General features: G+C 68.2%; 19 protein-coding genes. 12 read left to right on the top strand and 7 right to left on the bottom strand.

All coding sequences use genetic code 11. The features are described from left to right. Nucleotides 1–9 precede the first annotated feature (9 nt). Nucleotides 10–1,323: a nicotinate phosphoribosyltransferase gene (locus AC6CHY_RS03315; RefSeq protein WP_498225462.1), complete on the bottom strand. Its 1,314-nt coding sequence runs from the start codon at nt 1,321–1,323 to the stop codon at nt 10–12. Between the two features lie 285 nt (nt 1,324–1,608). Here AC6CHY_RS03315 and clpS point away from each other — a divergent pair, with 285 nt between their 5' ends. The 7 genes from clpS (at nt 1,609) to AC6CHY_RS03280 (ending at nt 6,617) form a co-directional block, all read left to right on the top strand. Continuing rightward, nucleotides 1,609–1,899 carry an ATP-dependent Clp protease adapter ClpS gene (gene clpS, locus AC6CHY_RS03310; protein ID WP_498225759.1) on the top strand — a complete coding sequence of 97 codons (291 nt, stop codon included), beginning with the start codon at nt 1,609–1,611 and terminating at the stop codon, nt 1,897–1,899. Between the two features lie 2 nt (nt 1,900–1,901). Beyond that, nucleotides 1,902–2,471: a DUF2017 domain-containing protein gene (locus AC6CHY_RS03305; protein ID WP_217389159.1), complete on the top strand. Its 570-nt coding sequence runs from the start codon at nt 1,902–1,904 to the stop codon at nt 2,469–2,471. Between the two features lie 65 nt (nt 2,472–2,536). Next, the gene (gene murI / locus AC6CHY_RS03300; RefSeq protein ID WP_498225460.1) at nt 2,537–3,466 is read left to right on the top strand and encodes a glutamate racemase; all 930 of its coding nucleotides are present in this window, start codon (nt 2,537–2,539) and stop codon (nt 3,464–3,466) included. Beyond that, the gene (locus tag AC6CHY_RS03295) at nt 3,463–4,362 is read left to right on the top strand and encodes an MBL fold metallo-hydrolase (protein WP_498225458.1); all 900 of its coding nucleotides are present in this window, start codon (nt 3,463–3,465) and stop codon (nt 4,360–4,362) included. The genes murI and AC6CHY_RS03295 overlap by 4 nt, the downstream gene beginning before the upstream one ends. Before the next feature lie 122 nt (nt 4,363–4,484). Then, on the top strand, nt 4,485–5,234 hold the full coding sequence (rph, locus tag AC6CHY_RS03290; protein ID WP_254456096.1) for a ribonuclease PH: 750 nt from the start codon (nt 4,485–4,487) through the stop codon (nt 5,232–5,234). A gap of 2 nt (nt 5,235–5,236) precedes the next feature. Next, entirely contained in the window at nt 5,237–5,872 is a 636-nt protein-coding gene (gene rdgB / locus AC6CHY_RS03285) for an RdgB/HAM1 family non-canonical purine NTP pyrophosphatase (protein WP_217389162.1), read from the top strand. A 190-nt stretch (nt 5,873–6,062) separates the two neighbouring features. Beyond that, nucleotides 6,063–6,617: a hypothetical protein gene (locus tag AC6CHY_RS03280; RefSeq protein ID WP_217389163.1), complete on the top strand. Its 555-nt coding sequence runs from the start codon at nt 6,063–6,065 to the stop codon at nt 6,615–6,617. Nucleotides 6,618–6,727: 110 nt separating this feature from the next. Here AC6CHY_RS03280 and AC6CHY_RS03275 read toward each other — a convergent pair whose 3' ends face one another. From AC6CHY_RS03275 to AC6CHY_RS03260, 4 genes are all read right to left on the bottom strand, one after another. Continuing rightward, on the bottom strand, nt 6,728–8,557 hold the full coding sequence (locus AC6CHY_RS03275; RefSeq protein ID WP_498225455.1) for an HNH endonuclease signature motif containing protein: 1,830 nt from the start codon (nt 8,555–8,557) through the stop codon (nt 6,728–6,730). Nucleotides 8,558–8,688: 131 nt separating this feature from the next. After that, nucleotides 8,689–9,447: a metallophosphoesterase family protein gene (locus tag AC6CHY_RS03270; protein WP_498225453.1), complete on the bottom strand. Its 759-nt coding sequence runs from the start codon at nt 9,445–9,447 to the stop codon at nt 8,689–8,691. A gap of 59 nt (nt 9,448–9,506) precedes the next feature. Then, on the bottom strand, nt 9,507–9,764 hold the full coding sequence (locus AC6CHY_RS03265) for a DUF6458 family protein (protein ID WP_498225451.1): 258 nt from the start codon (nt 9,762–9,764) through the stop codon (nt 9,507–9,509). 103 nt (nt 9,765–9,867) lie between these two features. Then, nucleotides 9,868–12,675 (bottom strand): aconitate hydratase, encoded by a 2,808-nt coding sequence (locus AC6CHY_RS03260; protein ID WP_498225449.1) that lies wholly within the window; start codon nt 12,673–12,675, stop codon nt 9,868–9,870. A 396-nt stretch (nt 12,676–13,071) separates the two neighbouring features. Here AC6CHY_RS03260 and AC6CHY_RS03255 point away from each other — a divergent pair, with 396 nt between their 5' ends. Then, nucleotides 13,072–13,407, top strand: a complete 336-nt coding sequence (locus tag AC6CHY_RS03255) for a cupin domain-containing protein (RefSeq protein WP_217389168.1) — start codon at nt 13,072–13,074, stop codon at nt 13,405–13,407. 9 nt (nt 13,408–13,416) lie between these two features. Here the strand turns inward: AC6CHY_RS03255 and AC6CHY_RS03250 are convergent, their stop codons facing one another. After that, nucleotides 13,417–14,469, bottom strand: a complete 1,053-nt coding sequence (locus AC6CHY_RS03250; RefSeq protein ID WP_498225448.1) for a sugar phosphate isomerase/epimerase family protein — start codon at nt 14,467–14,469, stop codon at nt 13,417–13,419. Nucleotides 14,470–14,519: 50 nt separating this feature from the next. Further along, nucleotides 14,520–15,746, bottom strand: coding sequence for an ROK family transcriptional regulator (locus tag AC6CHY_RS03245; protein WP_498225446.1), 1,227 nt, complete (start codon nt 15,744–15,746; stop codon nt 14,520–14,522). A 112-nt stretch (nt 15,747–15,858) separates the two neighbouring features. Here AC6CHY_RS03245 and AC6CHY_RS03240 point away from each other — a divergent pair, with 112 nt between their 5' ends. From AC6CHY_RS03240 to AC6CHY_RS03225, 4 genes are read left to right on the top strand one after another with little or no spacing between them, the layout of a single operon-like run. Continuing rightward, entirely contained in the window at nt 15,859–17,397 is a 1,539-nt protein-coding gene (locus AC6CHY_RS03240; RefSeq protein ID WP_498225444.1) for a sugar ABC transporter ATP-binding protein, read from the top strand. Next, nucleotides 17,394–18,422: an ABC transporter permease gene (locus AC6CHY_RS03235; protein ID WP_498225442.1), complete on the top strand. Its 1,029-nt coding sequence runs from the start codon at nt 17,394–17,396 to the stop codon at nt 18,420–18,422. Before AC6CHY_RS03240 ends, AC6CHY_RS03235 begins: the two co-directional genes overlap by 4 nt. A 45-nt stretch (nt 18,423–18,467) precedes the next feature. Continuing rightward, complete coding sequence (locus AC6CHY_RS03230; RefSeq protein WP_498225440.1) at nt 18,468–19,529, top strand: substrate-binding domain-containing protein; 1,062 nt, start codon at nt 18,468–18,470, stop codon at nt 19,527–19,529. A gap of 55 nt (nt 19,530–19,584) precedes the next feature. Further along, nucleotides 19,585–20,724 (top strand): Gfo/Idh/MocA family protein, encoded by a 1,140-nt coding sequence (locus tag AC6CHY_RS03225; RefSeq protein ID WP_498225438.1) that lies wholly within the window; start codon nt 19,585–19,587, stop codon nt 20,722–20,724. Nucleotides 20,725–20,730: the final 6 nt, after the last annotated feature.

The following is a 20,730-nucleotide window of genomic DNA, read 5'->3' as shown; positions in this document are numbered from 1 at the left end:
TCGCAGTACTCAGTTCTCGTCAATGAAGCTGGTGGGGATGACCGGTTCGCCGCGCTGCAGGCGGCGGGAGCTGCCGGGCATTTCCATGATGGAGTCCCGGTGGCGCTTCACGGCGCGGCGCACGCCGGCGGCCCCGGTGAAGGCCTCGTCGACTTCCCCATTTGAGACAAATTGTGTCAGCAAGGCGCGGTCGTTGGCGTCGGAGGCGGGCAGCTCGCCGACGCCGATGAGCTCCTCGGTGGCGCGGCCGCGCTCATTGAGCCGGCGCACCGCAAACTTGCGCCCGCCCACGGAGGCCTTGTTCTTGGCGGCCTTGGCCACGTCGACGTAGTCCCCGGCGTCGTTCTGGCGGGACACCAGCTTGTAGACCATGGAGGCGGTCGGGTGCCCCGAGCCGGTCACCAGCGAGGTGCCCACGCCGTAGGCGTCCACCGGGGCGGACTGGAGTGCGGCAATGGCGTATTCGTCGAGGTCGGAGGTGACCATGATGCGGGTGTTCTCGTTGCCCAGGTCATCGAGCAGCACACGGACCCAGCGGGCCTGTTCCACCAGGTCCCCGGAATCCAGGCGCACGGAGCCCAGGGCCGGGCCGGCGACCTCAACGGCGGTGCGGACCCCCTGCTCCACGTCGTAGGTGTCGACCAGCAGCGTGGTGCCGGCACCCATGGAGGCGACCTGCGCCTCGAAGGCCGCGCGCTCGGTGTCGTGCAGCAGCGTGAAGGAGTGGGCGGCGGTGCCCACGGTCTTCAACCCGTAGCGGTGCCCTGCCTCCAGGTTCGAGGTCGAGTCGAAGCCGGCGACGATCGCGGCACGGGCGGCGGCGACCGCCGATTCCTCGTGGGTGCGGCGCGATCCCATTTCCACGCAGGGCCGGGTTCCGGCCGAGGCGATCATGCGCGAGGCGGCGGAGGCGATGGCCGAATCGTGGTTCAGTGCCGAAAGGATGAAGGTCTCAAGCACGCAGGCCTCGGCGAACGTCGACTCGACGATCATCACCGGCGAGTAGGGGAAGTAGATTTCCCCCTCGGCGTAGCCGTGGATGTTGCCGCTGAACCTGAAGTCCTCCAGGTACTTGATGGTCGCGGCGTCCACGACCTTGGTGTCGGAGAGGAACCGCAGCTGCTCGTCGCCGAAGCGGAACTCCTTGATGCCCTCGAGCACCCGCCCGGTCCCGGCCAGCACGCCATAGCGCCGGCCCTCGGGCAGCCGGCGGGCGAAGGCCTCGAAGACGCTGGGGCGGTGTGCCGCGCCCGAGTGCAGGGATGCCTGCAGCATCGTCAGTTCGTAGTGGTCGGTGAAAAGGGAGGTGGGCTGCTGCCACATGGCCGGTGGGCTCCTCGCGACGGGGGACTGGGGGCAAGTCATTGCCGGACTGGTTTGCACCTTTGCCGGGCACCGCGGTGCCGGATCCGGTTCGCCGCCGGTGGCGGCCGGCGACCGGGTCGGCGGTGCAAACGCTAGTAGATACTCTAGACCCGGCGTCGGCCCAGCGCCGCGTTGGGGTGCGTGAGTCGCCGTTTGCCGCGTCTGGTTCAGTTGTGTCCACGGCCCGGTTGGCCCCGGTTCGCATCCCGCGTGCCCGGTCGTAGAATGGGAGGTATGCCAACCATGACTGCGATGCCCGATGTGCTTGAGCACGTGGAGCAGGCACACGAACTCGACCAGCCCTACATCCTGATCGTCTGGAACGACCCGGTCAACCTGATGAGCTACGTCAGCTTTGTCTTCCGCTCCTACTTCGGATACTCCGAGGCCAAGGCGGAGAAATTGATGATGCAGGTCCACCAGGAGGGCCGCAGCGTGGTGGCCACCGGCAACCGCGAGAAGATCGAGGCCGACGTGACGGCAATGCACGGATTCGGCCTGTGGGCCACCCTGTCGAAGGCGGACGCGGCCTAGACATGGCACGAGCATTCAAGAGCACCATGCGCGGCTTCTCCGCGTCCCTGGAAGCCGCCGAACGCCAGCTGCTCCGCGGCCTCTTTGAGGACGTCATCACGCTGCTGGAGCCCGAGCAGGTCCCCGACGAGGATCCGCTGTGGGCCATGGTCGGCCTGGATCCCAACGGGCACAAGGAGGACTTCGCCGCACCGAGCGACAGGGCCACCAAGCGCCTGCTGCCCGATGCAGATCCCGACGACGCGGCCGCGTCGCTGGAATTCCGCAGGCTCTCCGAGCGCGGGATCCGTGAGCGCAAGATCGGCGCCCTGCGCGAGGCGGCCCTGTTGATGGAGTCGGGTTCCATCCTGCTCAACGAGCAGACCGCCCCGCGCTTTGCCGCCGCCGTCAACGACGTGCGCCTGGTGCTGGCCGAAAGGCTGGGGCTGGAGAGCGAGGAAGACGCCGAGCGGATCCACGCACAGGACGACTGGTCCAAGGCCGAAACCGTCGACGAATACCTGGCGCTGGTCTACAACTTTGTCACCTGGCTGCAGGAATCCCTGATGCAGGCCATGCTCAAGTCCTTGTGAGCTGGGCTACAGTGTGTCGCGCTTGCTAGCCGTTGGGCGCGAAAACCACGTAGGCTTCGTACACCATGACAAGTGTGTCCACTAGCGGGAATCGACCATCCGAACGGCCCCACCCGAATGCCCCCTTGGGCATCTTCGACTCCGGGGTCGGCGGCCTGACCGTTTCCCGCGCCATCATTGACCAGCTTCCCGGTGAATCCACGATGTACGTCGGGGACACCGCGAATTCGCCCTATGGGCCGCTTCCCATCGCCGAGGTGCGTGCCAATGCGCTCGGGGTGATGGACGAACTCGTCGATGCCGGCGTCAAGCTGCTGGTCATCGCCTGCAATTCCGCCTCCGCCGCGGTGCTGCGCGATGCCCGCGAACGCTACACCGCCCGCTACGGGATCCCCGTGGTCGAGGTCATCCAGCCGGCGGTGCGCCGCGCCGTGGCGGCGACCCGCAACGGGAAGATCGGGGTCATCGGGACCCTGGCCACCGTCGGGTCCCGCGCCTACGAGGACGCCTTCGCCGCCGCCCCGCAGTACTCCATCACCTCCGTGGCCTGCCCCCGCTTCGTCGAGTTCGTCGAGAACGGCATCACCACCGGGGCCGAGCTCATGGAGACGGCCGAGGCCTACCTGGCACCGCTCAAGGCCGCCGGCGTGGACACGCTGGTGCTGGGCTGCACCCACTATCCGCTGCTGACCGGCGTGATCTCCTACGTCATGGGCGAGGACGTGACCCTGGTCTCCAGCGCCGAGGAAACCGCGAAGGACGTGTACCGCGCGCTGATGCGCCACGACCTGGCACGCACCGAGGAACAGGCGCCGACGCACCAGTTCCTGTCCACCGGCGACTCCGACAGTTTTGAGATCCTGGCCAGGCGCTTCCTGGGCCCGGAAGTGCTCGCGGTCGAGCAAGTCGACCACGTGGCCGCCCATTACCCGACCGGCTCCATCGCGATGATTACCCCGCAGATGGTGGCTCTTTCGAAAGCGAGTGCCTCATGAAGCTGACCATCATCGGCTGCACCGGCTCGTTCCCCGGCCCGGGGTCGCCCGCCTCCTGCTACCTGGTCACCGCGTTCGACGGGACCCGCGACTGGAAGATCCTGCTGGACTTGGGATCGGGCGCCCTGGGCGTGCTGCAGCGCTACGCGGACATCAAGGACCTGGACGGGATCTTCATTTCCCACCTCCACCCGGACCACTGCATGGACCTGTGCGGCATGCACGTGGCCATCCGCTGGGACCCCAATGGCTGGAACCGCGACCGGATGCTGGTTCACGGGCCCGCTGCCACCGCGGACCGGATGGCCACCGCCTACGGCCTGCCGCTGGAGGAGGGCATGCACCCGGACTACGACTTCCAGCACTGGAAATCCCGGACGCCGGTGAAGATCGGCCCGTTCTCGATCACCCCGTACCCGGTGCTGCATCCCATTGAGGAGTCCTACGCCCTGCGCGTGGAGGCCACCGAACCGGTTGCCGACGGATCGATGCGCATGTCCGTGCTGACCTACTCGGGCGACACCGATGCCTGCCCCGAGCTCATCGAGGCCGCCGCCGGCGCCGACATGTTCCTCTGCGAGGCAGCCTTCGAGGAGGGCCGCGATGACGGGATCACCGGGGTCCACCTGACCGGGAAGCGCGCCGGCGAGGCCGCCGCCGAGGCCGGGGTCGAGCGCCTCCTGCTCACCCACATCCCGGTGTGGACCGACATCAACACCGTGGTCAACGAGGCCAAGGAGGTCTACTCCGGCGGCATCGCCGTGGCGGTCTCCGGGGTGACCTACGGCGTGTTCTCCGGCTCGCAGCTGGGCACGCCCAAGTCCCTGCCCACCGCTCCGGTCTCCATTGTGCGCTCGGCACCGGCCCGCGAGTGGCCGGGCACCAAGGCGAAGTAGCGGGCCCCCAACGGCCGCGGGCTGCCCGGCGGCGGCGGTGCGGTTCCGGGGGACACCGGAGCCGCACCGCCGCACTTTTTGCGTCGACGGCCGGAGCCGGCACGGCGACTAGACTTGAAGCCATGACTTCAGCATCAACCACAGCAGCAGTGCGCGCCGACGGGCGCGGCGTCGACCAACTCCGTGAGATCACCATTACCCGTGGCTGGTCCAAGCAGGCCGAGGGCTCGGCCCTGATCGAATTCGGCAACACCAAGGTGCTGTGCACCGCTTCCTTCACCGAGGGCGTGCCGCGCTGGCTCAAGGGGCAGGGCACCGGCTGGGTCACCGCCGAATACGCCATGCTGCCCCGGGCCACCAACACCCGCAACGGCCGCGAGTCCGTCAAGGGCAAGATCGGCGGGCGCACCCACGAGATTTCCCGCCTGATCGGCCGCTCGCTGCGCGCGGTCATCGACACCAAGGCGCTGGGCGAGAACACGATCGTGCTTGACTGCGACGTGCTCCAGGCCGACGGCGGCACCCGCACCGCGGCCATCACCGGCGCGTACGTCGCGCTGGCCGAGGCCATCGAGTGGGCCAAGGAGAACAAGCTGGTGCGCAAGAACGCCACCGTCCTCACCGACTCGGTGGCCGCGATCTCCGTGGGCATCATCGACGGGGTCCCGATGCTAGACCTGCCCTACGAGGAAGACGTGCGCGCCGAGACCGACATGAACGTCGTGGTCACCGGCACCGGCGACTTCGTCGAGGTGCAGGGCACCGCCGAGGGCGTCCCGTTCAAGCGCGCCGAGCTCGACTCGCTGCTCGACCTGGCGCTGGTGGGCACCACCGAGTTGGCACTGATCCAGCGCGAAACCCTGGGGCTCTGAGCATGGGCGCCACCCCGCGCCTGGTGCTGGCCACGCACAACCAGGGCAAGCTGCGGGAACTGCGCGAGCTGCTGCGCGGGCAGGTCCCGGGCCTCGACGTGGACACCCAGGTCGTCGACGCCGGTGCGGTTGGCGCACCGGACGTCGTCGAGGACCAGGTCACCTTCGAGGGCAACGCGCTGCTGAAGGCACGTGCGGTGTGCGAGGCCACGGGCCTTGTCGCCATCGCCGACGACTCGGGCCTCTCCGTCGATGTGCTCGGCGGGGCCCCGGGAATCTTCTCCGCGCGCTGGTCCGGGAAGCATGGCGACGACGAGGCGAACATCGACCTGTTGCTCGCCCAGCTGGGGGACATCGCCGACGAGCACCGCGGCGCTTCCTTCGTGTGTGCCGCGGCCCTGGCCGCCCCGGGCGGCCATGTCGCGGTGGAGATGGGCCACCTGGCCGGGACGCTGCTGCGCGGACGCAGGGGAAACGGCGGCTTCGGCTATGACCCGATCCTGCAGCCCGACGGCTACGGGATCTCCGTGGCGGAGCTGTCCGCCGAGGAGAAGAACGCCATCAGCCACCGAGGACGTGCGTTCCGCGGCTTGTTGCCGCAGATCGTGAAGGCCCTGGCGGACCAAGACTCCAGGTAGGCTCCGGCTCGCTATCGGTGAGACATCGATGGGCGGTCCTCGCCCGGATTTGTTCCGGGGAGGGGCCGCCCATTGCGGTGTCCGGACCGATTGCAACGGGGAACGCCGGGCAGGATGCGCGGCGGGCCAACGGCTTCCCAGCGCATAGGGTGGAGGCAAGACAAACGTACCGAGAACGAATGGAGCAAGTGTGGACACATTTATCAAGGGTCCCTCGAAGCGCGATGTTGCGGGCATGAAGGCGGCCTTCGCACTTGTTGGGGCCTCGGAGGTGGTTTCCGTCCTGTTCAAGAATGCGCGCTACGGCAACTTCCTAGTCACCGGCATGGCCCACCCCACCGTGCTCGATGACCTGATGGTCGGCGGGTTGAACGCTGCGGCCGCGGTGAAGGTGACAAAATCCGCGGACGGCGAGACGCTGCGGCAGCGCCAGCCGGACTCGGATGTACGGGCCTTCCCAGCGGTTTTCGAGGGCGAATTCGCCCCGACCCCGTATGCGGCCGACAAGGTCGTGCATGGTGATCTGGTGGTTGCCTCATTCACGCAGGCACCCTACGGCGACTTCGTGGTCACCGGAGTGGCCACCGCCGCCGAGGGCAATGGGGATTACCTCATGGTCGGGCCGTGGATCCTGAATGCCGCCGCCGGCCCGGCCCCGCGGTTGAACGAGGTGCAGCTCGTGGCGGTTGCCGGCGAGCATGTCGCCCCGGTCCCTTCGCGCCGCGGACAGATGGAGTTCGAATAACCCGTCTTGACTTCTTGGGGTCTTGGTCTTTCGAAGTTGTCACGGGAACGACCCTGCAGGCGGATCCAATCTGGATCCCACTTGCAGGGTCGTTTTCTATTCGCGGGGTTCTAGAACAGGGGTGGTGCAGGGGTGCGCCAGTGGGCGTTACGTCGAGGTTTTTGTTCGGGGTCCATGAACTTGGGCAGGATGACGGAGAAGAGCCCGTCGTCGGCCCGGACGACGTCGATGAGTCCGGTGTGCCGGGCATGGTGGTGCCCGGAACACAGGGGCCGGCCGTCCTGGATGTTGGTGGTTCCGCCGTTTTTCCAGAGTTCGTCGTGGTCGATCTCGCAATGCTCAGGGGGCACTGTGCAGCCGGGCATGATGCAGCCGCCGTAGATCCCCAGAATGATCTCGCGCATGTACTCGGGGAAAAAGCGTTCTTCCTGGCCGAGGTCCAAGATCTGGGACCTGCCGCCCATGACAGCTGGTATGACCCCGCCGTTGCACAGGCCCTGGCGAAGTTCTGCCGGGGTGAGCCTTTGGCCGCGTGAGGTGATGCCGTGGGTGTCGGCCAGTCCGCGCAGTTCATCCAGGGTCGCGATGACCAAGGTCTTGGGGGAGGGCAAGCCGATGGTCTTCTTCCCGGTGCGCGGTTGGCCGGCCGCCCTGATCAGGTTGAGCAGTCCCTGCAGGTGCCGTTGGGGCGGGGTGAGCCCGTCGCCGCCATAGGCCGTGGAGTTGAAGGTTCCCGGATCGAACAGCTCGTTGCGGGAGCCGGCGCCGTTTCCTTCGATTCGGTCATTGGCTGCGGTTGCCGGGGTGAACAGATTGCCGAGGCCGTCGGGGTCCAGGGAGAGATTCCGGATGGTGGCCGGGTCGGTGAGCGGGGCGCCGGTGGCGGGGTCGGTGAGGAAATCGGGGAACCCGGCACCCGGGCCGGCGTGTTCGGCGGTGTCGGACGGGCCGCCGGAGGCGCTGCTGTCGGTAAGGGCAGTGTCTGCTGCAGCTGCATCGGTTCCCGTTCCGGTGGTGGACAGCGACTGGGCGAGTAGCCCGTCGCGGTCCCCGGCCTTGGTCCGGGGGTTGTCGGTGCTGGCGCACAGGGCCAGCAGGGCCTCGGTGTCGCGGGGCAGGGTGCGCAGCAGGAATTCGCCCAGCCCGCCTGTGGTGCCGCGGTAGAAGAGCCCGGTCCGGGTGCGCAGCACCTCCTCGGGGAGGTCCTCGGGTCCCCGCTCGAGGGATGTCTGGATCCCGGCCAGGAGCTTGGCGGTGGTGCGGGGGTCCTGGGTGCGCACGGACTCGGCGACCCGGTCCTCGAGCGTCTCCGCCAGGGTGGCGGCGTCGGGGTGCCCGTCGATGCTGGGGGCGAGGGCCTCGAGCTTGCGGGCCGCGGCCCCGATTTGCCCGGGGTCGGCCGTCCCGTCGGCGAAATCCCCCGCCAGGACCGGGAACTTCGGACGGGTGGGAACCCCGTTGATGTCGGTGCCCGGCAGCAGCCGGTCGATGGAGCGGACGCGTTCGCGGGCCTCGAAGAAGGAGATGTGAAGGAACCCGGACAAAAAAGCCGTCGTGTCCTTGAAGACCGGGCGCCCGGTCGGAACCGTGCGGGGGTCCTGCGGCAGGGCCGTGGTGCCGGCGAGGTAGCCGGAGGGGTCGCGGTGGATGGCCGCGAGGGCGTCGAAGGTGTCCTCGGGCAGTTCGTGGGCCAGGGTGCGCCGGGCGGTGTCGGCGGCCAGCAGGCGGGTGTGGGCGGCGGCGCGGTGTTCGTCCTCGGCGGCCCGGGCGAACAGGGCGGCACGGACCGGGGAGTGGGTGTGTGCCGAAACGCGCCGGGCCAGGTCCCGGGCCAGGGCCTGGGCTTCGAGCAGGGCGCGCAGTTCATCGTCCGGTGACACGGGGTGTCCCGGGGTGCCGCGGGTGCCCGCGGTGAGTTTGATGAACCGGTCGGTTTCCATGTCCACTAGCATGCACCGAAGTCCGGGGCCGCGGGGCGGGAGGATAAATCTGTGGATAACTGTTATCCGGGTCGCCCATCCGGGATACGCCGGATGAGCATGGCGAGGCCGGGGGCGATGCGGACAGTGCGTCAGGTGGCGCGGCCGTCCCGCGGGCCGAACACGGTGAGCGCCTCGACGTCGCTGGCGGCGGACCGGATGAAGTACTCGGCCCAGCCGCGGCGGTTCGGGTAGGTCGATTCGGCCACGATGCGTTCGATGGTCGCCTCGACGTCGATGACGGTGCGGTGCAGGGACACCACCCCGTCGCGCAGCAGGGCCCAGTTCCCGCCCGGGCGGCCGTAGGGCATGCCCACGCTGCCGGGATTGATGACCAGCCGCCGATCGACCAGCCGGACGAACGGCATGTGCGTGTGGCCGCAGAGAACGGTCCGGACCCCGTCGGGCAGTGAGGCGAAGACCTCGGTCCAGCGCTCCAACCGGGAGTCGACCAGCACGACCTCCTCGTCGTCGCGCGGGGTGCCGTGGCAGCACAGCACGGTGCCGAACCCCTTGATTTCGAGGGTCACCGGATGCGGCAAACCCTCCAGCAGGGAAACCTGTTCCGGGGTGAGCTGCGCGGCGGCCCAGGGCACGACCTCGTCGGGAACCTCGATCGAGGCGCCCCGGGCCACGGCCGCCAGCTCCCGGTCCGCGTTGCCGCGCACCAGCACGGCCTTCTCGCCCAGGGCGGCCAGAAGGTCCAGCACCTCGACGGGTTGCGGACCCGAGGCGTGGTCGCCGGTGACGACGATGCAGTCGGCGGCCGCCACCTCGGGCTCGGCCAGGATCGACTCGAGCACCGGAAGCACCCCGTGGATGTCGGACAGGACGGCGGCGCTTCGAATCATGCCCCGAGTATGCCCGTCCCGCGGGACGGGAACAAGGTCAGGGGGCGGCGTGGCAGCGGCTAGATGTCGGTGTCGTCCACCTCGCGGGTGGTCTTGGTGATTCCGTCGACCTCGCCCTGGGCACCGACGGTCCGGCGCGTCGAGACAGTCCGGCGGCGGCGGAACGTGAACACGAGCCCAAGCACGAAGATCAGGACGCCGGCCCCCATGAGCAGGTTCCCGACCAGGGGCAGATCCAGCCAGCCCACTTCGACGTTCAGTGCGAAGCGAAGGACCGCACCAACAACAAAAAGCAATATTCCGGCACCGATACTCATAATGTTTCCGCCTTTCCGGGCGACTTTGCATTAACGAACGTCTTGATCCGTGATTCCAGCTTACTTATTTTCGCCTGTCATGGCACCCATTTGGCCTGCTGCCCTAGGCGTCAAGCAACTGACGCAGCACGTATTGCAGGATGCCGCCGTGGCGGTAGTATGCCTCCTCGGCCGGGGTGTCGATGCGCACCCGCATCATGATCTCCCGCGGTGTACCGCCCGACGCATCCGCGTCCGTCTCCACGGCGACCCTGACCTCGTCGGGCAGCGACTGCGTGCCGGCCAGCCCGCTGATGGAGTAGACCTCCTCGCCGGTCAGTCCCAGGGATTCGGCGGTTTCGCCGTCGCGGAACTGCAGCGGCAGCACACCCATGCCGATCAGGTTGGAGCGGTGGATGCGCTCGAAGGAGGTGGCCAGCACGGCCTTGACGCCCAGCAGCAGGGTGCCCTTGGCCGCCCAGTCGCGGGAGGACCCGGACCCGTAGTCGGAGCCGGCCAGCACCACCAGCGGCGTGTTGTCCCCTTGGTAGGCCAGCGAGGCATCGAAGATGGTGGTGGTCTCGGTGCCCGGCAGGTGCCGGGTGAAGCCGCCCTCGACGCCGGGCACCAGCTTGTTGCGCAGGCGAACGTTGGCGAAGGTGCCGCGGATCATCACGTGGTGGTTGCCGCGCCGCGAGCCGTAGGAGTTGAAGTCCGCCGGGGCCACGCCGTGCTCCTGCAGGTAGGCGCCGGCGGGGGAATCCTTGCGGATCGCGCCGGCCGGGGAGATGTGGTCGGTGGTGACCGAGTCGCCCAGGTAGGCCAGCACGCGGGCGCCGGACACGTCCCCGATGGGCTCCGGGGTGCGGCCCACGCCCTCGAAGTACGGCGGGCGCTGCACATAGGTGGAGGACCCGTCCCAGGCGAACTGGTCGCCCTCCGGGATGTGCATGGAGCGCCAGTTCGCGTCCCCCTGGTAGACATCGGCGTATCCCTTGGTGAACATCGAGGCCTCGAGGTTGGCGTCGACCACCGCCTTGATCTCCTCGCCGCTGGGCCAGATGTCCCGCAGGTACACCGGGTTGCCGTCGGTGCCATTGCCCAGCGAGTCGTTGAGCAGGTCCACGTGCATGGAGCCGGCCAGGGCGTAGGCGATGACCAGCGGCGGGGAGGCCAGGAAGTTCATCTTGACCTCGGAGTGGATCCGGCCCTCGAAGTTCCGGTTGCCCGAGAGCACCGAGGCGACGGAGAGGTCGTGGGAGTTCACCGCCTCGCTGATTTCCGGGATCAGCGGCCCGGAGTTTCCGATGCAGGTGGTGCAGCCGTAGCCGACCAGGTCGAAGCCCAGGGCTTCGAGGTAGGGGGTCAGCCCGGAGCGGTTGTAGTAGTCGGTGACCACGCGGGAGCCCGGGGCCAGGGTGGTCTTGACCCACGGCTTGGAGCGCAGCCCCTTCTCCACCGCCTTCTTGGCCAGCAGCGCGGCGCCGAGCATCACGGTGGGGTTCGAGGTGTTGGTGCAGGAGGTGATCGCGGCGATGACGACCGAACCGTGGTCGAGCATCTCGGTGTGGTCCCCGAGCCTGACCTTGGCGGGCTTGGACGGCCAGGTGATGGCAGGTTCCCCGTCGTCGACGCCGTGGGGAGGCTCGTCGCGTTCGATGCGTGAGCTGACCGCCAGCGGGTCGCTGGCCGGGAAGGAATCGGCCTCTGCGTCGTCCAGCCCGCCGGCGATGGCCTCCGCCTGGGTGTCCCCGGCCAACAGCCGGCGCACCGCGCCCTGGGCCGCCGCCAGCGGGATGCGGTCCTGGGGCCGCTTGGGTCCCGCAAGGGAGGGGACCACGGTGCCCAGGTCCAGCTCGATGACCTGGCTGAAGTCCGGGACGTGGGCGGGGTCGTGCCAGAGTCCCTGCGCCCTCGCGTAGGCCTCGACCAGCTTGACCTGGTGCTCCTCGCGGCCGGTGAGCCGCAGGTAGTCAAGGGTCTCGGCGTCGATGGGGAACAGCGCGCCGGTGGAGCCGTATTCGGGGGACATGTTCCCCAGCGTGGCGCGCGTGGCCAGCGGGACATTTGCCACGCCGGGCCCGAAGAAGTCCACGAACTTGCCCACCACGCGCACCTGGCGCAGCAGTTCGGCGACGGTGAGCACCAGGTCGGTGGCGGTGGTGCCCTCGGTGAGTTCGCCGGTGAGCTTGAGCCCGACGACCTGCGGGATCAGCAGGCTCATGGGCTGGCCGAGCATCGCCGCCTCGGCCTCGATGCCGCCCACGCCCCAGCCCAGCACGCCCAGGCCGTTGACCATCGGGGTGTGCGAATCGGTGCCGACCAGGGTGTCCGGGTAGGCCTGGCACCCGTCGGGACCCTCGCGGGTGAACACCACGCGGGAGAGGTATTCCAGGTTGACCTGGTGGCAGATGCCGGTGTCCGGCGGGACCACCAGGAAGTCGTCGAAGGAGTGCTGGGCCCAGCGCAGCAGCTGGTAGCGTTCCTGGTTGCGCGTGAACTCGTAGTCGGCGTTGATGCCGAACGCGTCGGGGCGGGCGAAGACGTCGGCTATCACCGAGTGGTCGATGACCAGCTCGGCGGGGATCAGCGGGTTGACCTTCCGCGCATCCCCGCCCAGCGCCGTCATCGCGTCGCGCATTGCCACCAGGTCCACCACGCAGGGCACCCCGGTGAAGTCCTGCATCAGCACGCGGGCCGGGGTGTACTGGATTTCGCCGGAGGTCTCGGCGGCCGGGTCCCAGGCGGCCAGGGCGTTGACTTGTGCGGCGGTGACCAGCCGGCCGTCCTCGTTGCGCAGCAGGTTTTCCAGCAGCACCTTGAGGCTGTAGGGCAGGCGGGCGGAATTGTCGATGGCGTCGATGCGGTGCATCTCGTAGCTCTGCCCGTCGACCTCAAGCCGTGAGCGGGAATTGAAGGAATTGCTGGACATGGAAGCGTCGTCCTTTCCGAAGGCCGCCGGCCACCGTGCCGGGGGCCGGGTTGCTGCGTGCTTGGTCGGTGTTGTCGGCGAGGGACTTGGGTCCGTCGCCACCTCGAATTCCTGGTACGTGCCCGGGTAACGTCCGCATGGCGCCTCCCGGCGGGAGCGGAGCGCCTGGCGTGGCGTCCCGGAATCGTGCGCCGGGTCTGCGGGGATGGCTGGATTCGCCTGCGTCGACGACCGGCTACTGCCTTCAACCTACCGCCGGGGAGGGGATTTGGCCATGGTTGGCCCTCGCGCAGGCAAAGGGCGCGCGGGAAGCCGCCACGGGGTGGTTCCTTGACCCGCGCGGTGTCCCCGGGACATCCTTGGGCAAGAGGGTTTGCCGCAGGGGACGAGGAGCACATGAAGAAGTTTTCGCTGACGGCCATCGCCCGGGCCCAGCTGCAGGCCGCCGCCGCGGCGTCGAGCGGGCGTGCGGCCAGCACCGTGTTCGGCGGGCACGAACAGACCCTGCGCCAGACGGTCATCGGCCTGGCCGCCGGCACCGAGCTGAAGGAACACATCAACCCCGGCGAGGCGACAGTCATGGTGCTCAGCGGCCGGATCCGCCTGGATAACGGCGGCGAGTCCTGGGAGGCGCGGACCGGCGACCTGCTGGTGATGCCCCCGGGCTTTTCGCAGATCACCGCGCTGGAGGAAACGGGCCTGCTGCTCAGCGTGGCCAAGACCGACAGGTAGGCGCCTCGGCTAGTCCTGGTTGCTGAAGGCCGCGTCGAAGTTGGTCTCCGGAAGCTTCCACAGCAAGGAGCGCACATACTCCACGGCCTGGGCGGCCCCGTGCAGCCGGTCCATGCCGGCGTCCTCCCATTCGATGGAGATCGGCCCGGCGTAGCCGATGGACCTCAGCGCCCTGAACGCGTCCTCCCACGGCACGTCCCCGTGGCCGGTGGAGACGAAGTCCCAGCCGCGGCGGGGATCACCCCAGGGCAGGTGCGAACCCAGCACCCCGGCCCGACCGTTGGGGGTGCGCATCCGGGTGTCCTTGCAGTCCACATGGTAGATCCGGTCCTTGAAGTCCCAGATGAAACCCACCGGGTCGATGTTCTGCCACATCATGTGGCTGGGGTCCCAGTTGAAGCCGAAGGCCTCCCGGTGGTCGATGGCCTCCAGCGTGCGCACCGATGACCAGTAGTCATAGGCGATTTCCGAAGGGTGGACCTCATGGGCGAAGCGCACACCCTGGTCATCGAAAACGTCGAGGATCGGGTTCCAGCGGTCCGCAAAGTCCTGGAAGCCGGCGTCGATGACCGAAGCGGGGACCGGCGGGAACTGGGCCACGTAGGGCCAGATCTTCGATCCGGTGAAGCCCACCACTGTATCGACCCCGAGCTTGCGGGCCACCCGTGCCGCGCGCTTCATGTCCTCGGCGGCGCGCCGGCGCACGCCCTCGGGGTCCCCGTCGCCCCACGTATAGGGGCGCACCAGCGCCTCGTGGCGGAAGTCGATCGGGTCGTCGCACACCGCCTGGCCGGTGAGGTGGTTGGAGATCGCGTAGACCCTCAGCCCGTGTCGGTCCAGAATGTCCAGTCGCGATTGGGCATAGGCGTCGTCCTCGTCGGCCCGACGCAGGTCGAGGTGGTCGCCGGAGGCGGCGATTTCCAGCCCGTCATAGCCCCATGCGGCGGCGTGTGCAGCCACCTGCTCGAAGGGCAGGTCGGCCCATTGGCCGGTGAAGAGGGTGACCGGGTGGTTCGAACCGGTGGCGGTCATGGTGGCGATCTCCTTTGCCGGGCCGACCATGGCCCCTGGGTGTGGTGCTGAATTCGGGAAGGCGTGGGTGCGTGCGGCCGCTACCGGGAAACCGCGGCGGGCTGCGCGTCGGCCCGCTGCTGGACCAACTCGTCAACCGCGGCGGCCGAGAGGACGTGTTGGATCACCAGCATGCTGGCGCCGCGCACCCCGGCCATTTCCCGTGCGGCCGAACCGACGATGACCAGGTGCTGGGTGGCCAGCGGCGTGGAGCGGAAGTAGACAAGTTCACGGACGCCGGCAATCACGTGCTCGCCGGCGTTGGCCAGGCGCCCACCGAGCACGATCACCGAGGGGTTGAGCAGGTTCACGCACATCGCCAACACTGACCCGATGTCCCGCCCGGCCTGGCGCAGCACCTGGATCGCTGCGGTGTTGTTGGCCTCGGCGAGCTTCCCGACCTCAGACGCGGTGGCCACCTCGATGCCGAAGTCGGCCAGGTTGCGGGCGACCGCCGGGCCGCCGGCCAGCGCCTCGAGGCAGCCGCTGTTTCCGCAGCGACACGGCGTGTTCGCGCCGCCCGGGACCTGGACGTGCCCGAGGTCCCCGGCCGATCCCTGGGCTCCGCGCTGCAGCTCGCCACCGCTGATGATGCCCACGCCGATGCCGGTGGCAACCTTCACGAACATCAGGTTCTCGGTGTCGGGCCAGTTGAAGGACTGCTCGCCCAGCGCCATGATGTTCACGTCGTTGTCCACCAGCACCGGCACGTCGAAGGTGCGCCGGATGGTGCCGGGAATGTCGAAGTCGTTCCATCCGGGCATGATCGGGGGCTTGGTGGGCCGTCCGGTGGAATGTTCCACGGGCCCCGGAACGCCGATGGCGATGCCCGAAAGCGTCGAGGCGTCGCGCCCGTTGCGCCGCAGCAATTCGCCGAAGCTGCGCACCACCCAGTCGAGCACCGGCACCGGGCCGCTGGTGATGTCCAGGTCGGCGCGCAGGTGGTCGACGACGTTCCCGGCCAGGTCGGTCAGCGCCAGGATCCCGTGGGCCGCGCCGAGATCGGCCGCAAGCACGGTGCGCGAGTCCGGGGCGAAGGCAAAGGTGGAGGGCGGGCGGCCGCCGGAGGAAAGGGCGGGACCGACGGCGCCGATAAGTCCGCTTTCCAGCAGGGCGTCAATCCGTGCGGCGATCGTGGAACGGGAAAGTCCGGTCTCGGACGCCAGCTCCGAGCGGGTGCGGGGTCGCCCGTTGCGCAGGAGCTGGAACAGTTCTCCGGCACCCGTGCCCGGGGTGGGTGACTTGGGGGGAATCATCGTCAATGCCATGGAACTAGTGAAGCATATTAGGCAGAAGGTGTAGCTGTCGTCACAGGATAATGACATTCTTTGCGCGACTTTTGCTCGACAATAATCATAAGTCGGTGTAACGTCCATCACCATGAGTGACGACGAAGCCACAGGCGCCGCCCCGAGCAGGGCGCACCTGCTTGAAATGCGAGGAATCGAAAAGCGATTTCCCGGCATCATCGCCCTGCAGGATGTCTCCTTCGAGGTCTCCGCCGGCGAGGTCCACTGCCTGCTGGGCCAAAACGGTGCGGGCAAGTCCACGCTGATCAAGGTGCTTGCAGGTGCCCACAGGCCCAACGAGGGCCAGATTCTGCTCGATGGCAAGGAAGTCGGTTTCTCCAGCCCGGATGATGCGATCAAGGCAGGCATCGGCACCATGTACCAGGAGCTCGACCTCGTCGAGACGCTCACCGTGGCGGAGAACATCTTCCTGGGCCATGAGAAATCCCGGGGCGGCTTTAGTTCCCGTCGGGCCGAGCAGCTCGAGGCCGCGCGACTGCTGGCCGGACTGGGGCACCCGGAGATCTCGCCGGACATGGAGGTCGGCTCGCTCTCCGCGGCAGGCCAGCAGATCGTCTCCATGGCCAGGGCCCTGTCCCGCGAGGTGCGGCTGATCATCATGGACGAGCCCTCGGCCGTCCTGGACTCCGAGGAGGTGCGCAACCTCTTTGACACCGTGCGCAGGCTTACCGCCGGCGGGGTCGCGGTCATCTACATTTCGCACCGGCTCGAAGAAATCCGGGTGATCGGCGACCGCATTACCGTCCTCAAGGACGGACGGGCGGTCGCCTCCAACCTCCCGGTCTCCGAAACGCCCAACGTGGAGCTCATCAAGCTCATGACCGGCCGTTCGATCACCAACGTCTTCCCGCCGGTTGCGGCCGTTGCACCGGATGCGGCCGAGGTCCTGTCAGTCACCGACCTGGTCGTGGCCCCGGGGCACGAACCGATCTCCTTCTCCGTGCGCGCCGGGGAGGTGTTGGGGCTGGCGGGGCTGGTGGGCTCGGGCCGGTCGGAGATCCTCGGCGCCATCTACGGCACCACCAAGCCGGTCTCCGGAGCCGTCGGCATCGACGGCAGGAAGCTGCGCCCCGGCTCGACGGTCTCGGCGGTGAATGCCGGCATGGGACTGTGCCCGGAGGAGCGCAAGAGCCAGGCGCTGCTGCTCGATGACACCCTGGTCGCCAACTTCACCCTGGCCAGCATCGGGCGCTATGCCACCGCCGGGTTTACCAGCGGCAAGCGCGAATACCAAGCCAGCATGGAGCAGATCCGGAAGCTGGAACTGCGCCCCGCAGACCCGGCACGCGAGGCGCGCACGCTCTCGGGCGGAAACCAGCAAAAGGTCGTGCTGGGACGCTGGCTCTCGCACGGCTGCCGCGTGCTGCTGCTCGACGAACCCTCCCGCGGGGTGGACGTCGGGGCACGCAGCGAAATCTACAACCTCATCGCCGGGCTTTCCCGGGCGGGCATCGCCATCGTGGTGGTCTCCAGCGAAATCGAGGAGGTCCTCGGGCTGTGCCACGAGGTCTTGGTCGTGTCCGAAAACCGGATCGTGCACCGGGCGCCGGCCGGTGAATTGAGCGAACACCAGATTCTTGACCTCGTGATGGAAGGGACCACACTATGAGCACCTCGGCCGAAACCGAGCTCAAAACCGCGCCAAGCCCGCCTCGCCGGCGCAGCGCCATGAAATGGCTGTTGGATGCCGGGCTGCGCCGGAACATGGGGCTGATCCTGGCCCTGGTCCTGCTTGCCGTGCTGGGCACCGTCACCGCGGGGGACAGGTTTGCCGACTCCAACAACGTGATGACCATCGTGCGCCTGGCCGCGGTCACCGGGGTGGTCAGCGTCGGCGCGACGTTCGTGATCACGATCGCCGGCATCGACCTGTCCGTCGGCGCGATCCTGGCGCTCTCCGCGGTCTGGGCGACGACACTCTCCGGGCAGGCCTTCGCCGATTCCACCTCCTGGATCTTCATGGCGCTGACCGCGATGGGGGTCGGTGCGGCCGCGGGGCTGGTCAACGGGATCCTGATCGCCTACGGCAAGGTCGTCTCCTTCATCACCACGCTGGCCATGATGGCCGCTGCCCGCGGACTGGCGGAGATCATCTCCGACAAGAAGACGCAAATCATCACCGTCGACGGATTCCTCGAGACGGTGGGAGGAAACCTCTTCGGCATCCCGGTCATCGTGCTGGTCTTCGTCTTCGTGGCCGTGGGGGGCTGGGTCCTGCTCAACCGCACCACCTTCGGCCGGCGAACCTTCGCGATCGGCGGCAACCCCGAGGCGGCCCGCCTGGCCGGAATCAAGGTCGAGCGCCACACCATGGCCATCTATGCCCTGGCGGGGCTGTGTGCCGGCATCGGCGCGTTCATGCTCATGGCCCGCACCACCACCGGCAGCGCCACCCACGGCACCGGCCTGGAACTCGACGTGATCGCCGCGGTGGTCATCGGCGGGACCCTGCTCACCGGCGGGCGCGGCTCGATCTTCGGCACCGTTCTCGGCGTGCTGATCTTCTCCACGCTGACCAACATCTTCACCCTGAACAACCTCTCGCTCTCGGTCCAGCTTGTCGCCAAGGGCGCGATCATCGTGATCGCCGTGCTGATCCAGCGCCAGCTGGCCGCCCGGCAGTCCCGCACCTGACCCGCACCACACACACGCACCAAAAACTGTTTCAAAGGAGAAGTAATGTTCAAGCCCACCGCAAGCCCGAAGAAGATGCTCGGCGCCGCAGCCCTGCTGGCCACCTCGGCGTTCATGCTCACCGCCTGCGTCTCCAACGCCCCGGCGGAACCCGCGCCCGCCTCCGGTGCCCCGGCCGCCGCAGCCGCCGCCGGCTCCAACGCCGCAGAGGGCAAGAAGGTCACCATCGGCTTCTCCGTGCCCGCGGCCGACCATGGTTTCATGGCCGCGATGACCGATCTCGCCGTGGAGACCGCCAAGGAATACCCGGACGTGGAGCTGAAGGTCGCCGAGGGAACCAACGACGTCAGCGTCCAGATCAGCCAGGTCGAAACCATGATCAACGACAAGGTCGACGCCATCGTGCTGCTGCCCTTCGACGGCGCCGCGCTGACCCAGGTGGCGCAGAAGGCCATGGACGCCGGCATCCCGGTGATCAACGTCGACCGCGAATTCAGCACCGCCCAGTCCTCGCGTGTCACCGTGCTGGGCGACAACTACGGCGTGGGCGTCTCCGCGGGCGACTTCATCTGCAACGAGCTCGACGGCAAGAAGGACGCAAAGATCGGCGAGATCCCCGGCATCGACTCGCTGCCGCTGACCCAGGACCGCAGCCGCGGATTCAAGGACGCGCTGGAAAAGTGCGGGCTTGAGGTCTCCAACCGGGTCCCGGCGGAGTTCACCGTGGAGTCCGGAGAGAAGGCCGCATCCAACCTGCTCCAGGCCGCCCCGCAGCTCGACGCCATCTGGAACCACGACGACGACCAGGGCGTCGGCGTGCTGGCGGCCATCAAGGCCGCCGACCGCAGCGAGTTCTTCATGGTCGGCAACGGCGGCTCGGCCAACATGATGCGCGAGATCCAGTCCGGCGATTCCGTCGTGAAGGCAACCACGGTCTACCCGGCCTACCAGGCCGCCGATGGTGTGCGCGTGGCCCGCCTCGTGGCCCAGGACAAGGCGCTGGGCGACCTGATGGACATCGAGATCCCGCGCCAGATCGTGCTCTACGCGGCAGTGGTGACCAAGGAGAACGTCGAGCGCTACCTGCCGACGGCCTTCGAGTCCTAAGCCCGCGCAGCACCAGCGATCCGCCCACCGGCAGCACCACCGCAAGGAGTAACAGATGTCCAGAACCGGCTCGGCCCTTGGCGTAGCAGTTATCGGCCACTCGTTCATGGGCAAGGCCCATTCCCAGGCCTGGCGCAACGTCAACGCCGTGTTTGACACCCCGAAGGTTGCCATGCGCGTGCTCGTCGGGCGCAATGCCGCATCGGTCGACGAGTCGGCGCGGCGCTACGGATGGGAGGAATCAAGCACCGACTGGCGCGCGAGCATCCTGCGCGACGACGTGGACATCGTCGACATCTGCACCCCGGGGGCGCTGCACGCCCAGATCGCGCTCTTCGCCCTGGAGCACGGCAAGCACGTGCTCGTGGAAAAGCCCTTGGCCAACACCCTGGCCGAGGCGCAGGCGATGGCCGGGGCGGCCGCCACCGCGGCCGCCTCGGGCGTGGTCTCGATGCTCGGGTTCAACTACCGCAGGGTTCCTGCGCTCGCGCTGGCCAAAGAGGTGGTGGCCTCGGGCCGGCTGGGGGAGCTGCGGCAGCTGAACATCCGCTACTACCAGGACTGGCTGGTCGATGAGGCCTCGCCCATGAGCTGGCGGCTGCGCCGGGAAGAGGCGGGTTCAGGTGCGCTGGGGGACCTGGGATCCCATGCCGTTGACCAGGTCCATTTCCTGACCGGGGCTCGCGTCAGTTCGCTGTCGGCAACCAGCCGGACCTTCGTCACCCGGCGCCCCGGCGCGGCGGGGGACGAGGACGTCACGGTGGACGACGCGATCTGGTCGACGCTGGAGCTGGACAACGGGGCGGTGGCAACCGTGGAGGCAACGCGCATGGCCACCGGGCGCAAGAACTCCTTGCGGATCGAGGCCTACGGGTCGCGCGGGTCCCTGGCCTTCGACCTGGAATCGCTGAACCACCTGCAGCTGTGCGAAGCCGGTGCCCCGGCCGGGGAGCAAGGGTTCAGGACCATCCTGGTCACCGAACCTCAACACCCGTACCTCGAGGGCTGGTGGCCGACCGGCCACGTGCTGGGATGGGCAGACACCTTCATCCACGAGGTCCGCGACCTGCTGCTGGCCATCGAGGGCCGAACCCCTGCCTCGCCATCCTTTGCCGACGGGCTCGAGGTCCAGCGAGTCCTGGCCGCGATCGAGTCAAGCGCCGCCGCCGGCAGCGCCAGGGTCCGCGTGTCCTGACCCCCG

It is taken from the genome of Paeniglutamicibacter sp. GQ140 (assembly GCF_059759235.1).
Note: the sequence above shows the minus strand (reverse complement) of the source record. Positions and strands in the feature narration are given on the sequence as shown.

Coding starts and splice junctions, on each gene's coding strand:
- AC6CHY_RS03315 (WP_498225462.1), bottom strand. CDS start 1,323: ATGTGGCAGCAGCCCACCTCCCTTTTCACCGACCACTACGAACTGACG.
- AC6CHY_RS03230 (WP_498225440.1), top strand. CDS start 18,468: ATGTTCAAGCCCACCGCAAGCCCGAAGAAGATGCTCGGCGCCGCAGCC.
- AC6CHY_RS03245 (WP_498225446.1), bottom strand. CDS start 15,746: ATGGCATTGACGATGATTCCCCCCAAGTCACCCACCCCGGGCACGGGT.
- AC6CHY_RS03235 (WP_498225442.1), top strand. CDS start 17,394: ATGAGCACCTCGGCCGAAACCGAGCTCAAAACCGCGCCAAGCCCGCCT.
- rdgB (WP_217389162.1), top strand. CDS start 5,237: ATGGGCGCCACCCCGCGCCTGGTGCTGGCCACGCACAACCAGGGCAAG.
- AC6CHY_RS03225 (WP_498225438.1), top strand. CDS start 19,585: ATGTCCAGAACCGGCTCGGCCCTTGGCGTAGCAGTTATCGGCCACTCG.
- AC6CHY_RS03265 (WP_498225451.1), bottom strand. CDS start 9,764: ATGAGTATCGGTGCCGGAATATTGCTTTTTGTTGTTGGTGCGGTCCTT.
- clpS (WP_498225759.1), top strand. CDS start 1,609: ATGACTGCGATGCCCGATGTGCTTGAGCACGTGGAGCAGGCACACGAA.
- AC6CHY_RS03240 (WP_498225444.1), top strand. CDS start 15,859: ATGAGTGACGACGAAGCCACAGGCGCCGCCCCGAGCAGGGCGCACCTG.
- AC6CHY_RS03250 (WP_498225448.1), bottom strand. CDS start 14,469: ATGGTCGGCCCGGCAAAGGAGATCGCCACCATGACCGCCACCGGTTCG.
- AC6CHY_RS03260 (WP_498225449.1), bottom strand. CDS start 12,675: ATGTCCAGCAATTCCTTCAATTCCCGCTCACGGCTTGAGGTCGACGGG.
- murI (WP_498225460.1), top strand. CDS start 2,537: ATGACAAGTGTGTCCACTAGCGGGAATCGACCATCCGAACGGCCCCAC.
- AC6CHY_RS03295 (WP_498225458.1), top strand. CDS start 3,463: ATGAAGCTGACCATCATCGGCTGCACCGGCTCGTTCCCCGGCCCGGGG.
- AC6CHY_RS03255 (WP_217389168.1), top strand. CDS start 13,072: ATGAAGAAGTTTTCGCTGACGGCCATCGCCCGGGCCCAGCTGCAGGCC.
- rph (WP_254456096.1), top strand. CDS start 4,485: ATGACTTCAGCATCAACCACAGCAGCAGTGCGCGCCGACGGGCGCGGC.
- AC6CHY_RS03305 (WP_217389159.1), top strand. CDS start 1,902: ATGGCACGAGCATTCAAGAGCACCATGCGCGGCTTCTCCGCGTCCCTG.
- AC6CHY_RS03275 (WP_498225455.1), bottom strand. CDS start 8,557: ATGGAAACCGACCGGTTCATCAAACTCACCGCGGGCACCCGCGGCACC.
- AC6CHY_RS03270 (WP_498225453.1), bottom strand. CDS start 9,447: ATGATTCGAAGCGCCGCCGTCCTGTCCGACATCCACGGGGTGCTTCCG.